This is a genomic window from Sedimentibacter sp. MB31-C6, from assembly GCF_035934735.1.
Lineage (GTDB): Bacteria > Bacillota > Clostridia > Tissierellales > Sedimentibacteraceae > Sedimentibacter.
In genome coordinates, this window is record NZ_CP142396.1 from 344,827 (window position 1) to 361,096 (window position 16,270).

The 16,270-nt window shown below is 28.8% G+C and carries 13 protein-coding genes and 1 riboswitch; of the genes, 4 read left to right on the plus strand and 9 right to left on the minus strand.

Translation table 11 applies throughout. The annotated features are described in order from the left end of the window. Nucleotides 1–23: 23 nt before the first annotated feature. Nucleotides 24–1,109, minus strand: a complete 1,086-nt coding sequence (cbiD, locus tag U8307_RS01735) for a cobalt-precorrin-5B (C(1))-methyltransferase CbiD (protein WP_326909665.1) — start codon at nucleotides 1,107–1,109, stop codon at nucleotides 24–26. A 102-nt stretch (nucleotides 1,110–1,211) separates the two neighbouring features. Continuing rightward, a riboswitch (cobalamin riboswitch) is annotated at nucleotides 1,212–1,387 on the minus strand. A gap of 156 nt (nucleotides 1,388–1,543) precedes the next feature. On the opposite strand from cbiD, the gene U8307_RS01740 reads away from it, so the two are divergent. The 4 genes from U8307_RS01740 to U8307_RS01755 all read left to right on the plus strand — a co-directional run bounded on the left by U8307_RS01740 (nucleotide 1,544) and on the right by U8307_RS01755 (nucleotide 5,178). Next, on the plus strand, nucleotides 1,544–2,263 hold the full coding sequence (locus tag U8307_RS01740) for an N-acetylmuramoyl-L-alanine amidase (RefSeq protein WP_326909667.1): 720 nt from the start codon (nucleotides 1,544–1,546) through the stop codon (nucleotides 2,261–2,263). A 208-nt stretch (nucleotides 2,264–2,471) separates the two neighbouring features. Continuing rightward, complete coding sequence (locus U8307_RS01745) at nucleotides 2,472–3,092, plus strand: hypothetical protein (RefSeq protein ID WP_326909669.1); 621 nt, start codon at nucleotides 2,472–2,474, stop codon at nucleotides 3,090–3,092. A gap of 214 nt (nucleotides 3,093–3,306) precedes the next feature. Beyond that, nucleotides 3,307–4,602 carry an HD-GYP domain-containing protein gene (locus tag U8307_RS01750; RefSeq protein ID WP_326909671.1) on the plus strand — a complete coding sequence of 432 codons (1,296 nt, stop codon included), beginning with the start codon at nucleotides 3,307–3,309 and terminating at the stop codon, nucleotides 4,600–4,602. Nucleotides 4,603–4,605: 3 nt separating this feature from the next. Beyond that, nucleotides 4,606–5,178, plus strand: coding sequence for a DUF5317 domain-containing protein (locus U8307_RS01755; protein WP_326909673.1), 573 nt, complete (start codon nucleotides 4,606–4,608; stop codon nucleotides 5,176–5,178). 23 nt (nucleotides 5,179–5,201) lie between these two features. On the opposite strand, the gene U8307_RS01760 is transcribed toward U8307_RS01755, so the two are convergent. From U8307_RS01760 to U8307_RS01795, 8 genes are all read right to left on the minus strand, one after another. Continuing rightward, entirely contained in the window at nucleotides 5,202–5,717 is a 516-nt protein-coding gene (locus U8307_RS01760) for a spore maturation protein (protein WP_326909675.1), read from the minus strand. 5 nt (nucleotides 5,718–5,722) lie between these two features. Beyond that, entirely contained in the window at nucleotides 5,723–6,292 is a 570-nt protein-coding gene (locus U8307_RS01765) for a nucleoside recognition domain-containing protein (protein WP_326909677.1), read from the minus strand. 104 nt (nucleotides 6,293–6,396) lie between these two features. Further along, entirely contained in the window at nucleotides 6,397–7,656 is a 1,260-nt protein-coding gene (locus U8307_RS01770) for a hemolysin family protein (protein WP_326909679.1), read from the minus strand. Between the two features lie 228 nt (nucleotides 7,657–7,884). Next, nucleotides 7,885–11,562 carry a cobaltochelatase subunit CobN gene (locus tag U8307_RS01775; RefSeq protein ID WP_326909681.1) on the minus strand — a complete coding sequence of 1,226 codons (3,678 nt, stop codon included), beginning with the start codon at nucleotides 11,560–11,562 and terminating at the stop codon, nucleotides 7,885–7,887. Between the two features lie 13 nt (nucleotides 11,563–11,575). Then, on the minus strand, nucleotides 11,576–13,471 hold the full coding sequence (locus U8307_RS01780; RefSeq protein WP_326909683.1) for a magnesium chelatase subunit D family protein: 1,896 nt from the start codon (nucleotides 13,469–13,471) through the stop codon (nucleotides 11,576–11,578). Between the two features lie 18 nt (nucleotides 13,472–13,489). After that, entirely contained in the window at nucleotides 13,490–14,530 is a 1,041-nt protein-coding gene (locus tag U8307_RS01785; protein WP_326909685.1) for an ATP-binding protein, read from the minus strand. A 46-nt stretch (nucleotides 14,531–14,576) separates the two neighbouring features. Next, the gene (locus U8307_RS01790) at nucleotides 14,577–15,311 is read right to left on the minus strand and encodes an ABC transporter permease (RefSeq protein ID WP_326909687.1); all 735 of its coding nucleotides are present in this window, start codon (nucleotides 15,309–15,311) and stop codon (nucleotides 14,577–14,579) included. Further along, complete coding sequence (locus tag U8307_RS01795; protein ID WP_326909689.1) at nucleotides 15,311–16,150, minus strand: ABC transporter ATP-binding protein; 840 nt, start codon at nucleotides 16,148–16,150, stop codon at nucleotides 15,311–15,313. The genes U8307_RS01790 and U8307_RS01795 overlap by 1 nt, the downstream gene beginning before the upstream one ends. Between the last annotated feature and the right edge of the window lie 120 nt (nucleotides 16,151–16,270).

Consider the following 16,270-nt stretch of genomic DNA (forward strand, 5'->3'; position numbering starts at 1 on the left):
CCATCTTTTATTTATAATCTTCTTTAATCTAAAATTCCAAAATTATTTGAATAAATTATTAACTTTATTTTTAATTTATTATCAACCCTTTTATTTATATAAAATTCTGCTCTTTCCCTTATTTTGCTTAAAACTTTGTTTTCAATATTTTCCCTTATTAAAATTTCAACTACTTGTTCGGTAGTAATACATGATAAAATTTCTTTAATTACTTCCTTTCCTACTCCGTATAAAGCTGCATAACAACTTAATATCTCCATCCTAAAGTCACCATTATTAGAATGAGTGTTCATCATACCCCCAGCAACTTTAACCATTTTTCCGATATGCCCAACTATTAAAATTTCATTAAAATTTAGTTCAATTGCATAGTCTAAAACTTCACCTAAGTAATTGCTAAATTTTAAGCTGTTTTCTCCTCTAATTCCTAATGATTTATCTATAAAAGACTGAGCATAATTACCTGGAAATGCTAAAAGCTCATTGTAGCCCTTTTCTTTTATAACCCTCATTTCAACCTTTAAACTTTCAACTAATGCCTTTTCACTCATTGGTTCAACTATACCTGTTGTACCTATTATAGAAATTCCTCCTTTAATGCCTAAATGCGGATTGAATGTTTTTTTGGCAACTTCTTTTCCATCTGGTGCTGAAATTATTACGCTAATACCTCCATCATATTTATATTCACGACAAACTTGTCTTAAATTATCAATTATCATCTTTCTAGGAACAGAATTTATCGCAGCACTACCTACAGGGCAATCAAGACCTTTTTGGGTAACTCGTCCTACTCCCTCACCTCCATCTATGCTAATTTTTCCAGTTTCATCAAGTTTAATTTTAGCAAAAATTAGTATACCATCTGTTACATCAGGATCATCACCACTGTCTTTTTTTACACAGCAACTTACTCCTTGACAATCAAAAGTAGGATCTATTATTTCAATTAAAACCTTATTTTCATTAGGCAGTTGAACATAAACTTTATTTACTATTTCTCCAGAAAAAATCATACGAGCTGCTGCCACTGCCGCTGCTGTAGCACATGTTCCCGTCGTATAACCACATCTTAACTTTTTGCCATTTTTAATAATAAACTCTTTCATAATTTTCTCCAAAATAAAAAAGTCTTCCAATTTTCGGAAGACGTAATAAGCTTATAATATTCTCATATCAATAAATTTATTTTAGATAATCCTCCCGAAAATCTACAAATACTAAACTTGGCAGGTCTCCTGACTATCGGTTCATCTAATGTTCACCTTCCCATGTTTTAAAACACAGTGGTATAAAAGCATTATCACCTTTCACAGTAGCGGGGGCTGTAACAGATTCGACTGTTTTCCCTATTAAAACTTACGTTACCAAATTTATCAATATTCTATTTGTTTTGAATTATATATTAAGTTCATTTGAATGTCAACAGCCAAATTAAACTATTATAGAGATAAAGGCTTGTTTTTACCCATAATAATAATTTTTAGTTATTATAAGAGGAATTTTTCATAAGATTAAATAAGAAAATAAATTGGGGGAGCTTATGGAAAATACTATTAAGAAAATTAATATAATATTTGCAATAGCATTATTAATTGTAATAATTATTACTCTTTGTATTGATACTACAAAGTCTACAGAAACTATAGATGCATCAGAAAAAGAAATATCAAATAAAATAAAAATTCTCATTGATCCTGGTCACGGAGGAGTTGACCAAGGAGCATCTGGTAATCTAAAAAAACCTGAAGCACCAATAAATTTAGAAATATCACAAAAATTAATGAAATTTTTAGAAGCAAGCGGCTTTGAGGTTTTTATGACACGTTATGAAGATAAAGGTTTATACACAGAAAAATCTACTACTATAAGAGCCAAAAAAAATGAAGACTTAGCTAACAGAGTAAAGGCAATTAATAACTCTGAAGCTGACTTAGCAATTTCTATACATCTTAATTCTTTTACTCAAAAGCAATATTATGGAGCACATGTATTTTATCAAAAAAAATTTGATACAACTAAAGTAGCTGCCGATATTTTACAGGATAATATGATAAAAATACTTGATAACAGTAATAATAGAGTTGCTCAAATTAAAAAAGATATAAAAATAATGGATGATACTAATATTCCAACAATACTAATTGAATGTGGATTTCTTTCAAACGCTGAAGAAGAAAAAAAGTTAATTTCAGAAGAATATCAAGAAAAAATTGCATGGGCTATTTACGCAGGACTAATTCAATACTTTAATCAATTGTAATCAATCACTATATTCTAACAGATTTCACTAGCAATTGCTTCACACTGTTTCAACGAGTTATATATTGCCTCGTTATAAGTATGGAGACTTGCTTTTTTTTGTTATTTTGAGATTTTTTGTAAAAATACTCGTTATTTAACATATTTTAATTGAAATAACAAACATTTTGTAGTATAATTTATTAGATGTATTTAAATGGAGGACAGTTATGAATTTTAAGGAAATCGAATCTTTTTTAAATAGTATAAAATCTGTCATATCATGCAAAATTATTGCTGATAAAAATAACATTACTGAAATACATGTATTGTCAGATAGCAGTAGACACACTAAACAAGTAGCTAGAGATATACGTTCAACTTTATTGTCACAATTCGATATAGTTGTTGATTATAAAGTAATCAGTGTGGCACAAATTATAAAAAATTTATACATTAATTCTAATTTCAGACTTGTATATGAAGGACATACAAACGAATTTACTTCTGACAGAGTAAAAATATGTACAATTCTTTCTTGGGATGATAAAGAATATACAGGTGAATCTGATGGAATTAAATCAGAAAAAAACACACTGAATGTAGCTGCAATGTCTGCCCTTGATGCTATAAAAAATGCAATTGGATTAGATTGTTTCATTGTTGAAGATATTCAATTAGCAAAAATAGCTGGACAAGATACTATTTTAACAGCAATTACACATATAGACCATGGTACAGAAGATGTACTAATTGGTTCCTCAATGATAGTGAATAATAAAATAGATTCTGTTATAAAATCAACATTAAATGCAATAAACCGTAAAATATGTTTATATTTTAAAGAATGATTGGGCTGACAAAACTTTTAAAACTAGCGTAGCGAATCCTTCCTGTTCTCTTAGCGAACAGAGCAGAGATATCTTTAGGAGGGGTTTAAATGAAAAAGTTAATGCCTATAATCGCATCAATAGTTGCTTTAATATTAGCAAGTGGTGCAAACTATACAGCACTTTAAGAAAATATAATTATGTCAGCCCTTCATTATATATGTGAGGTATAAAAATGAATATTAAATTACAAAAAAAAAATCTTCAATTATATACATATGTTTTTATACTATCTCTTTTAGCTATTGTAGTTTTAGCATTTTTAATAAAGTCATATCAAATAACAGATATAACATTACTTATTGTATTTTCAATTCTTTCAGCTATTGCTGAAACTTTTCTAATACCTTTACCTGTATTTGGAGCAATATCCGTCAGCTTCGCATTAACATTCTCATCAATTTTATTAACCGATCCACTAACTGCAGCAATAATAACAGTTTCAGGCGTTTTCTTTAGATGTCCATATGTAGATGGTAGAGGTAGAGTTAACATATTAAATAGTCAAATTTATAAAACTATATTTAATATAAGTCAAAGCATAATAAATGCAGGAATAGCTGGTGTTATATATGTGTATACAGATAAAGTTTTTAATTTTGGTTTTGATTTCTATAACCCTATTGCCGGCTTATTAACTTTAATTGTATACTTATTACTTAATTCTTGTTTTATGGCAAAATTAATGTCTATAATACTAGCCGAAAGCTTTGCTAACGTATGGAGAAATTATCTATTAGGATTCATAAATATTGCATTAGTTAGTCTTTTAGGAATAGTAATTGCTTTTTCATATAATAGCTATAGTTTAGGAGGAATATTATTATTCTTCATTCCACTACTTCTTGCTAGATACACATTTAAATTATATTTAGATATGAGAAAAAATTATTTTGATACAATAAATATGCTTATCCGCACAATAGAAGCTAATGACCCTTATACAAGTGGTCATTCCATGCGTGTCAGTAATTATGCTGAAAGTATAGCTAGAAAGTTAAATTTACCTCAAAATAAGATAGATATCTTAAAAAGTGCTGCTTTACTTCATGATATAGGAAAGATTGGAATTGATAAAAAAATATTAAATAAAACTGGAAAATTAGAGGATTATGAATTTGAAATAATTAAAAAACATTCAGAAATAGGAGCTACAATAATATCTGATTTAAGTTACATGGCTAATATTTCTGATATTATAAAACATCATCATGAAAGAAATGATGGTAAAGGTTATCCAGACGGGCTTAGTTATAATAATATTCCACTGGAAACATCTATTTTAACAATTGCTGATTCCTTTGATGCTATGACATCAGACAGGCCTTACAGATATGCCTTATCTTTGGATGATGCCCTAGAACAAATAATGTCAAATTCTGGTACTCAATTTAATCCAGACATAACTGATAATGCTATAATTGCATTAAAAGAAACTTATTTAAAACTATCACAATTGAATAGTGGGTGAATTATGCTTATAGAAATGGTAATTATATCAATAATATCTTTAATTATATTAATGATACGAAAAAGAAAAACTGTAATTTTATCAAAAATAGATATAGAAATAAAGGGTTACAAAATAATTATAATAATGGCAATAATAGAAATTACTGCTCAATTTTTATTTAAAAGATTCAATAACAGTAATTTATTGCAGATATTATCTTTAAATTGGTTGATTTATCTCGGAATACTAATTATAGCTATTATAAATATTAAAAAACATTATATGAAAATATTTTTAATTGGAACACTATTAAACTTTATTGCTATAATTACAAATAATTTTAAAATGCCAGTTTTAGTTTCTGAAAGCCTTTTAAATTATAAAGCTAATATATTATTTTTAAAATCGGGGCAAGATTTGGTACATTCATTACTTACAGATGCTACACACTTTAAAATATTATGTGATATCATAACATTACCTCCACCCTATCCTTTCGTTAAAGCAATAAGTATTGGTGATGTTTTTCTTTTAATTGGTGTTTTTATCTTTTGGCAAGAAACTTTTGGTAACAAAGAAAGAGAGAATGCATAAATCCAATAATAATCTACTTTATACTAAAACATATATTGGCTAACTATAAAAGCTGCTAGTAACGATGCTACATGAGCAATAATTCCTACTTTAACAGTATAACGAGTCTGAGTTATACCTACAGCACCAAAATAAACTGCTATAGTATAAAATAGCGTTTCTGAAGAACCCATCATAACAGAAGCACATCTACCGATTAAAGAATCAGCTCCATATTTTTCGATTATTGTTTGAACAACTCCTAATGATCCTCCACCTGACAACGGTTTTATAATTACTAAAGATAATAACTCTGAGGGAAATCCTATTTTTGAAAAAATGGGACTTAATAATTTTACTATAAATTCTTCAGCTCCTGATTGTATAAATAAATTAATTGCAAAAATTATTGCTAATATATATGGAAATATTTTTAAAGCTGACATTGCACCTTCTAATGCTCCTTCAATAAATTCTGAATAAATGTCTACATCTTTTATTATTCCATAAACTAAAATCACACCTATTAATACAGGTAAAATCAAATCAGATATATTCATGATATTTAAATCCTTTCATAGTATTTAGCAAAAACAACAGCAATTATAGTAGAAAAAGTTGTTGCTAATAATGTAGGCATAATTATATCTGTTGGATTTACAGCCCCTGCTTCTGCCCTAATCTTTATAATACTCAAAGGGAGTAACTGTATGGATGATATATTTATAATTAAAAGCATGCACATAGAATTAGTTGCAATTTTTTTATTTTTATTTGTCTTTTGAATTTCTTGCATTGCTTTAATACCGAGAGCAGTTGCAGAATTTCCCATTCCAAGAAAATTTGCTGCTATTGTCATTATTATTGCATTAACTGCTAGAGAATTATTTTGAATATCTTTAAATAAAAATTTAATTAACGGCCTTATTACATAAGCAATTTTATTTAGTATTCCTGATTTTTCTACTATACGCATCATACCAGTCCAAAAAGCCATAATGGAAACCAAGCTTAATATTAAATCTACAGATTTTTGTATGTCATAAAATAAAATATTAGAAATTACCTCAGGTTTATTATTTAAAAAGGAAAAAATTAATCCAAGTCCTATCAACCCAAACCAAATATTTCTCAAATATAACCATCCTTTCATTCAAATATTAAAACACAAAAAAACAAACATATTATTTAATAATATGTTTGTTTCCATTTATAAATACATATTTTGTATATCTATCTTTAAATCACATCACATTCTCTATTAACTCTTTCTACTTTTATTTCTAAAACTTTTTTTGCTTCTGCTTTTGTAACGGTAATATCCAAATTTTTATATGAAATTTTATCTCCTTCTTCAGGAATTTCTTCAAAAATCATCGTAAGCCATCCATTAACAGTAGTAACATCTAGTTCTTCGTCCTGTTCAATATCAAATAAATCAAACATATCATCAATATCTGCATTACAGGATATAAGAAACTTTTCATCTCCTACTTTCTTAAACCATTCTATTACCTTGTCATGCTCATCCCAAATTTCACCTACAAGTTCTTCTATTATATCTTCCATCGTCACTAAGCCTTCTGTACCACCGTACTCATCTATAACTATTGCCATATGAGCTTTTGACAATTGTAAGTCCCTTAACAATTCTGATATTTTTTTATTGGGTGTTATAAATAAAACCTTTGATATAAGTTTTTTAATATTCTTTTCTTTTCGATTAAGTGATTGATAAAAATCTTTTTCATGTAAAACACCAATTATATGATCAATATCTCCTTGAAAAACAGGAAGTCTTGAATATCCACTGATTAAAAAAATATCTTTTATATGTTCCAGACTATCATTTTCTTCAATTCCCAATATATCAATTCTAGGTGTATAAATATCTTCAACTATAGTTTCGTTAAATTCTATAGCAGATCGTAATAAATCACTTTCACTTTTATTTATTACTCCTTCATTTTCTACTTCATCAATCATTGATTTTAATTCATCTTCTGTAATTGAAGGTTGTTCCTCTTCTTTTACTATTTTGCTACATATTTTTTTCCATGAACAAAAAAATATATTTAGAGGTTTAAATAGTATTACTAATATTCTAATTATTGGTGCTGATAACATAGCTGTTTTTTCTGGAGCCATATTAGCTAAACCTTTTGGTAGCATTTCACCAAATATAACTATTACAATTATTGTAATTATCGTTGCCATTGTAATACTAATATTTTGAAAATTTTTAGAAATAATAAATAATGATAAAGATGTTATAGTAATATTTACTATTATATTACAAATAAATATAGTAGCCATTAAACTATCAAAATCTTCATCTAACTTCAAAGCCAAGTCTGCTTTTTTATTATTTGAATTTGCTAAGTATTTCATTCTTATTCTATTATAATTAATATATGCATTTTCAGTACCTGAAAAAAATCCTGACATAATTAATAACAATAAAAATATACTGACCTGACTTATCCCGTCACTGTCCATTTTTGTAAATCACTCCCAATATAATTATTTAATCTATATATAATTATAATGTATATACAAGATGGTGTCAACAACATTAAATTTATTAAAAGCTCCAAAATAAATTTATCTTAATTTATTCTTTAGACTTTATAACTCGAAATTTTATATGTATAATTTCACCAATTACTTTTCTGCTGAAATTGCTAAAAATACTAATTTAATTCTACCTTATTTGTATTCTAAAAACTATATACCCTCCTCTATACTTCCTTCTGTTTCAATATATGCCTTACAAAGCTCTTTATATTGTTCTTCGGTTGCATTCCAGTACCCTCGTTCTTTAGCTTCTATCATTCTCTCTATTATGTCAGAATATGCCCATTTGTTGTTATCTTTCATTCTTTCTCTAATATTTTCATTAGCTATATAAGTTGAATGCAGATTGTCGAATATCCATCCCTCAACTTCGTTTGTAGTAGATGCAAGTCCTATAATATTTTCAAATATTTTTTCTATTTTCTGTGCTCCATGATATTTATTCTCCAGCATACCATCTATCCATTTAGGATTTAATAGTCTTGTTCTAACCCCTCTAGCTATAGAATTTTGCACGTTATCGGTTTCTATTTTTTCACCTGTTGTGTCATTTATATATATTTTTACTTTTTCACCTTTAGATACTTCAACTGCTTTTGCCATACCTCCAAAATGAGTATAGAAATCATCTAAATCAGTAACTTCATAACCATGATAACTTCTAATTTGAGTTACTAAATCAACTTTCGAAAGCATCTCATTGAATAAGCCTTCTATTTTTCTTCCTCTATAATTTTTAGTGTAGATATTTCCTGTGTTTTGTATAAACAAATTTCCTAATTGTGATTCATCTTTCCAATTTCTTGTTTCTATTAGTTTATTTACGCCATTGCCATATTCCCCTTCTCTCGGACCAAATAATCTGGAATAGGATAATTCTTCTGCCTCACATTTTTCGTAGCCTTGATTTATAAGACTATCATAAATTTTCTTGCTATTTGCTTTAAAATAGTTGAAATCATCTGGTTCATCTAACAAATATATATCTCTAAAAATATTATTTAACTCATCTACCATATTAGGATACATGTCTCTAAAAAATCCTGACATATCAATTGTTATATCTGTCCTTGGGTGGTTTAATTTTTCCATTGGGATTATTTCATACTGGAAGTTGAATTTATTTTTGTTATTGCCTATTTTCACTCCTAAATAATTTAATATTTGCCCTAATGTTTCACCCTGTGTTCTTGATGTTTCAATTCCCCAAAGAACAATTGCTACACTTTTAGGATATTGACCTGTTTCAGCTTTGTATTTTTCTATTGTATTTTCAGCTATATTTTTTCCTCTTTCATATGCAACTGCTGTAGGAACGGAATATGGGTCAAACTGATACATATTATAGCCAGTAGGTAAAACTTCAGGATTTCTAAATACATCTCCTGACATCTTTGCTGAAAGGTATTCACCGTTTAAAACCTTTAGCAGTCCATTCATTTCATTACAATTTCTAACAGCTTCCATGCATTGCTTACCAAAGTTTAGTGCATCTAAATAACAGCTATCAACTTCACCCTTATCTATAAAATTATCTATAATTTCATTAGAAAAAACATCTAATCTTTTCAATAATTCTACATTATTTTGTTTTAATTCTTCATCATAATTTAATCCTTCTTGTTCGCATATTAGTCTTTTTAAAGATTTAGTTTCTGTTCTATCGTATCTTAATACAAATTTCATAAAATTAATTGCTTCTTCTACATTATATCCCTTTCCAAATGTATGTAACCCACAAGGTATTAAGGACCTTTTCATTCTATATAGTTCATTTTCAAGTTCATCTAAATTCTCTGCACAGATGTTTAACTTTTCTGCCTTTTCTTTAATATTACTAAAAATATCTTTGCATTTTGTAGCATCTGTATGTTCTGCTACATGATATTCATTTATTAGTGATTCTATTAAAATTAAATCTCCATATAGTTCTCCCTCCGTGAAATTAGGGGGTTGATAACTAATCATAACAGCATGAGCACGTCTTTTTGCTATAGATGACTCAGCAGGATTAGTAATATTATAAATATAGGCATGTGGCATATCATATACCATAATATCTGGATAGCAATCTGATGACATACCACATTCTTTTCCCTTTAAAAATTCAAGTGTACCATGTGTACCAACATGAACTATTATATCTGCCTCAAACTCTTCTTTTAACCATTTATAGTATGCTTGGTATTGATGATGCGGCGGAAGAAATCTATCATGATATGTTTTTTCAGGGTTTTCATGAATACCTCTAGTTGGCTGAAGCCCAACAAATACATTTTGAAAAATTTTCCCTGGTATTAAAAAATCATTTCCTTCTACCATTATATTTCCAGGTGCTTCTCCCCATGTTCCACAAGTATCCTTATAGTTAACTACATTTTTAATTTCTGAAATATAATTTTTCGAATTATATTTAATCATATGTTTACTTGTGTCTTCTGTACTCCACTTTCCTGAATTTACTATTTTGCCCGCAGTGAAATAACCCATCAGATCTTCTTTGCTTATAGAATCTACGCTGTAACCTTCATTTTTTAAATTGCTAAGTATGTTTTCTACTGATTCAAATGTATTTAAAAAAGCACCTCCAAAGATATTTCCTTCTGATGGTGGATAATTGTAACATATTATTGCAACCTTCTTGTCCTTGTTTTGTTTATGTCTTAGATTAATCCACTTTTTAACTCTTCCAATTAACTTTTCAACTCTATCTTCTATTATGTCTAATTCAATAATTTCAACGTTATATTGTTTGTTAAAGCTATTATTCTTTATACCTCCAACTGGGTACATTTCAATAGAACCATCTAATTCTGGAAGCATTACAGTTGTTAAAAACTCCCCTGTACTAATTCCCTTATCAGATGCTTCCCATTCTGCAATTTCTCTCTTTGCCATGAAGAAAGGATGTATGCAAGGCACATTTAGCTTCTTTAGTAAATCAAGATCATGTTGACTTTCTTCTCTCATAGGTCCTGACGCCAATCTAAATGCCATAAAATTTAGTATAATATCTATTTTAGGAGAATTTGGTGATAATAATATATTCTCTACTTCATTTAAATGCCTTCTGCCATAGGAAGTAAATGCAATAGGAATTACATTTGCAAATTGGGATATTCTATCTGATATCTTCCCTATTTGATCTTGTGTCCTATTTGGTCCACTATTTCCATAGTAGAGTATTGCAACTGTTGGTTTTTCATAATTAATATATCCTTGTTTTATATAATCATCTAAATCTAGAAATCTCTTCATATTTGATGGGTCACAAATTGATATTGGCTTAGGTTTGACTGGAGGTTGAGGTTCTTTGATTTCTTTATGATTTTGATAATCTCTTAAAATTAAATACAACATGTTGAGGATTTCTTCTACTCCTGCATTCTTCCAGTATTGCCTAATATATATATAATTTCGTATGTCTTTATTGTTAACTAACTCAGTATTTTCATATGATCCTGTTACTTCTATAGCTTCTATTTGTGATGGGTGCTCTTTTACTAAAAATTCTCCTAGCCTTGAAACAGTGTTTAACTTATATCTTTCTCCATTGCCTATTATAACTAGATTTTTATTATAATGTTTACAACTATTAAAGCATGTTTTACCTATTTCAGGGCTACTTCCCATTAAATCAAGTATGATGAAATTGCTCTCTACTATTGAATTTTCTATCTCTTTCAAACTATCTGGGGAAACCTTACTTCCCACGTAAAACAATTTTAAATCCAAGAGATTACCGTATTTTTCTTCTATTACACTTTTTGCTTTTATAATGTCTGATATAACTGGATTAGACACTGTTACTATCACTAGCTTTAACATATTTGCCTCCACACTACATAATCATACTTTCTTTTACAGCTCCAACTATTTTATCTGCTGCAAGATCTCCTAAGCTATAATATTTAGAGTTCATTGCATTTGCAATTTGTTTAGCAAGCCCAAGCTTTACGAAACCTTGTTCAGTATCTATAACAAGTGATTGTATGTTTGATTTATTAATTTTAATAGCCATATTAATTGCCTCATGAAAAGCATCCCCACCATCTAATGATGAATTAGCTCTTCCATCAGTTACAAGAACTATGACTGGCAACATATCAGGATCTTTCCTCATATTAGTCTTTATAATTTCATACCCCTTAGAAAGACCTACTGCTAAAGGTGTTTTACCTCCTGTTGGAAGCACTCTCAAACTCTTTTGAGCTAGTTCTACACTTCTTGTAATTTCCAACAAAACTTCTGCATCTTTTTTCTTAAAAGCAATCATACCTACCTTGTCCCTTTTTTGATATGCATCTGTTAGTAAAGATAAAATTGCTCCTTTAACTTCTGTCATTCTTTTTTTAACTCCCATTGAACCACTTGCATCTACTATAAACAATATAGTGCTTCCTATCCTTTTTTCTCTCATCTTTACTCTAAAATCATTTTTATCAATAGATATAGCAAGATTATTTTTTTCTCTTATTCTCTGATATGGTGCTGCCGCTCTAATTGTGGCATCGAAAGCTATATCATTTACTTTTTCTTTAGTAAATCTATATTTTACATATCTGCCTTGTTTCAAATTTGTTTTTGTTTTACTTCTTTTCCCACTACCTTTATAAATTTTTCTAATTTGCGCATCTATTTTTAGTGGCTTAATTGAAAAGATACTACCAATATCATCTATATTACTATCATATTTGTCATCATTGTCTGTTTCTTTTTCATTATTTTCAAAATTTATATTATCTTCCGATTTGTTTTCTTCTTGTTCTATTTCATGCTCATTATTATTTTTGTTTTCATCTTGATTTTCTTTTTCTTTTTCATTATTGTTTTGTTTATTGTTTTTTTCATCTTTATTGTCTTCGCCATTGCTTGTTTTAGGAGGCAATTCGCGTATTCTATGAGCAAGTGCAAATCTCGCTGCTTCATAAATGTCCTCATTACATATATTTGTTCTATTATCAAATGCAGCTATAGCCTTTGCAGTTTCTATAATTATTATCTCTGCTCTATGTCCCTGACAATTAGATTTTACGGATAATTCTGCTGCTAATTCCATTGAACTTACTGATACTTCAATTCTTTCAAGACAGTTCTTCGCACATATTATTCTATCATAAAGCTTATTCGATTCTTCTTGCCATTTTTCTATATATTTAACTGGATTATTATCGTATTCTAATCTTCTTTTTATTATTTCTTTTCTATCTTCTATGACCTGTATTCCCTTAACATCAACATACAATCCAAATCTATCTAAAAACTGTGACCTCAAATTTCCCTCTTCTGGATTCATAGTTCCAACTAAAACAAAATTAGATTTATGCGAATATGATATTCCTTCCCTTTCAACATAGTTTATTTTAGATGATGATACATCTAATAAGCTGTTTACAATATTTTCACTCAATAAATTAACTTCATCAACATATAAAAAGTTGCCATCTGCTCTTTTCAAAATACCTGCTTCATAATTTATTTCACCATTTATGATTGTTTTTTGAATGTCAATTGTTCCTATCAATCTATCTTCGGTTACATTTAGTGGTATTTCAACTACTTTTAATGAATGCATTAACTCTGCTAAACCTCTAACTAATGTAGATTTTGCATTACCTTTTTCGCCACTTATTAAAACTCCGCCAATTAAAGGATTTATTAAATTTAATATTAGAGCTCTTTTTATTTTTTCCTGGCCAATAACTGCTACAAAAGGAAATACATAAGTTTTTTCCATTTTATAATCACCCCTATTCTACAACTCGGCTATGCAATTTATTATTTCTTCAACTTTAGAAAAATCTAATAAACCTTCCTCGAATGGTCTTCGTCTCATTCTGTGTGGGAGTGTCAATTCTGCTGCTTCTATCATATCTCTATTATTTATTTCATCTCTACCATCAAAGGCTGCTATAGTCATTGCAGTTTTTATAATACTTATATCTGCTCTATGTCCGTCTACTTCCATTTTTATACTAATTGTAGCGGCCATTTCAAGTACTTTATCACTTATTTTAACTAGTCTAAGCATCTTTTGTGCATTTAATATTTTATCCGTTAATTGATTTTGTTCTTCTATGTAGTTTTTTATGAAAACTGAACTATCCATTTCATATTTGAGCCTTCTTTTTATAACTTCTACTCTTTTTTCTGTTTCTCTCTCTCCTACCACATCTACGACCATTCCAAATCTATCTAATAGCTGTGGTCTTAAGTCGCCTTCCTCCGGATTCATTGTTCCCACTAAAATGAATTTGGCAGGATGACAAAACGATACACCTTCTCTTTCCACTGTATTTACACCCATGGCTGCTGAATCTAATAAAATATCTACTACATGGTCATCAAGCAAATTCACTTCATCCACATATAATATATTTCTATTTGCATATGCTAAAATACCTGGTTCAAATTTCTTCTCACCATTTTTTATTGCATGTTCAATATCTAACGTACCTACTACTCTATCCTCTGTAGCACTTATGGGTAAATCTATAACTTTCATTTTACTATTTGTTGAATTTAGTGTTATACCATTATTAATTTTTTCCATACATTCTGTACACATACTGCTTTTATCATATGGATCACATCCAAAAACACATCCTTCAACAATAGATTTTTGGGGTAAAAGCTCAGCTAATGCTCTAACTGCAGTTGATTTAGCTGTTCCTTTTTCACCTCTGATTAAAACTCCTCCCAAAGAAGGATTTATAACATTGTATATCAATGCTTTTTTCATATTTTCTTGTCCAACTATTGCCGTAAATGGATATATTGCATTTGTACTTTTCATTTATAATAACTCCTTTCCTTATCACTCGATATTGCTTGATATAACTTTATTCAGCTTTTTTACATCCTCTTATACCTATAACAAATACTATTAAAAAATAACACACTAATATTAGAGGATGAATAATTAAATTTGTTATCTCTTCACCGTTGCTTCTTAAACCTAAACTTGTATGGGTAAGTGGTAATATCCATATAACACCTTTCATTACGCCTGGCATTTTGTTTAAGGAAAAAAATGTTCCACATAAAAACGACATTGGAGTTATTACAAAGCTTGAAAATTTAGACAATGTTCGATGAGAATTTATTAATATTCCAGCTGCAAATCCAATAGCAGCAAAAACTAAACAATTAAGAATGACAATGAGAACAAAATATAATGATAATTCTAATTCAATACCACATATTAATGTCAAAAAAATTATTAGAAAAGCTGAATATATTCCCATTAATGCACCTGAAACAATTTTGCCCAAGGCATAGGAAGTCAAAGTAATGGGTGCTATCATAAATGATTCAAATGTTTTATAAAAAATTCTAGATACATTTACTGATGTTGCTGTATTGTTATAGCTTGATGACATTGTAGTCAATGCAACAATACCAGGAATAATAAATTTAATATATGATTGACCTTCTACGGTTACTCCTCCACCCAGCCCCCAACCAAAAGCAATTAAATATAATATTGGTGAAACCATGGAAGCTAAGGTTATAGTCCAAAATTTTCTTTTAAATAGCACATATTCTTGCCATAAAATACTTAAAAAAGCTGACATTATTCACCCACCCTTTTATTAGTCAATTTTATAAACACATCTTCCAAATTAGATGGTCTAATATTTATACTTCCTGTTAAAGTATCCGCAAAAGAAGCTGCTTCTTCTTTTTTCTGAAAGAATTCGCTTTTTGTTGTTCCATTTTCATAATATTCAACGGTATATTTGCCAACCCCTTCAATTAAACTTTTAGGGCAATCTAACCGAATTAGCTTCCCTTCATCTATAAGCCCAACTCTATCACACAAAACTTCTGCCTCTTCTATATAATGTGTAGTTAATAATACTGTCAATCCATCTTCCTTCAACCTTTTTAACAAATCCCACATTTTACGTCTCGCTGCTGCATCAAGTCCAACCGTTGGTTCATCTAAAAGAAGTAATTCAGGATTATGCATAAGTGCTCTTGTAATCATTAGTTTTCTTTTCATTCCTCCTGAAAACTCATTAACAAGCTTATCAGCTCTATCACTTAATTCTATAAAATCTAAAAGTTCATTTATTCTTTTTCTTCTAATATCTTTAGGTATGTTGTAAATCCTGCCATTTAGCTCGAGATTCTCCCATGCTGTCATTTCTACATCTAAATTGTTGCCTTGTGGTACAACTCCTATTTTCATTTTTACTTCTTTTAAATTTCTATCCATACTTTTATCATTAATAATAATATCTCCAGATGTTTTTGGAGTTAATGTGCTTATCATTCTAATAGTTGTTGTTTTACCCGCTCCATTTGGACCTAAAAGTCCAAAAAACTCCCCTTTATTAATTTTTAAATTTAAATTATTAACTGCAATTAAATCATTGTATTTTTTAGTTAGATTTTTAATAACTAACAATTTTTGTTCCTCCAAACTCAGATTATAATTTCTTAATATACTAAAAAAGAAACTACTTTAAAAAAATCTGCCCCAATGGCAGTTTTTATTATTCAAATTAAATTTTAATATAACTTAGAA

Excerpts from the sequence above, each read along its gene's own strand:
- cbiD (WP_326909665.1), bottom strand. The coding sequence starts at position 1,109 with ATGAAAGAGTTTATTATTAAAAATGGCAAAAAGTTAAGATGTGGTTAT.
- U8307_RS01740 (WP_326909667.1), top strand. The coding sequence starts at position 1,544 with ATGGAAAATACTATTAAGAAAATTAATATAATATTTGCAATAGCATTA.
- U8307_RS01745 (WP_326909669.1), top strand. The coding sequence starts at position 2,472 with ATGAATTTTAAGGAAATCGAATCTTTTTTAAATAGTATAAAATCTGTC.
- U8307_RS01750 (WP_326909671.1), top strand. The coding sequence starts at position 3,307 with ATGAATATTAAATTACAAAAAAAAAATCTTCAATTATATACATATGTT.
- U8307_RS01755 (WP_326909673.1), top strand. The coding sequence starts at position 4,606 with ATGCTTATAGAAATGGTAATTATATCAATAATATCTTTAATTATATTA.
- U8307_RS01760 (WP_326909675.1), bottom strand. The coding sequence starts at position 5,717 with ATGAATATATCTGATTTGATTTTACCTGTATTAATAGGTGTGATTTTA.
- U8307_RS01770 (WP_326909679.1), bottom strand. The coding sequence starts at position 7,656 with ATGGACAGTGACGGGATAAGTCAGGTCAGTATATTTTTATTGTTATTA.
- U8307_RS01775 (WP_326909681.1), bottom strand. The coding sequence starts at position 11,562 with ATGTTAAAGCTAGTGATAGTAACAGTGTCTAATCCAGTTATATCAGAC.
- U8307_RS01780 (WP_326909683.1), bottom strand. The coding sequence starts at position 13,471 with ATGGAAAAAACTTATGTATTTCCTTTTGTAGCAGTTATTGGCCAGGAA.
- U8307_RS01785 (WP_326909685.1), bottom strand. The coding sequence starts at position 14,530 with ATGAAAAGTACAAATGCAATATATCCATTTACGGCAATAGTTGGACAA.
- U8307_RS01790 (WP_326909687.1), bottom strand. The coding sequence starts at position 15,311 with ATGTCAGCTTTTTTAAGTATTTTATGGCAAGAATATGTGCTATTTAAA.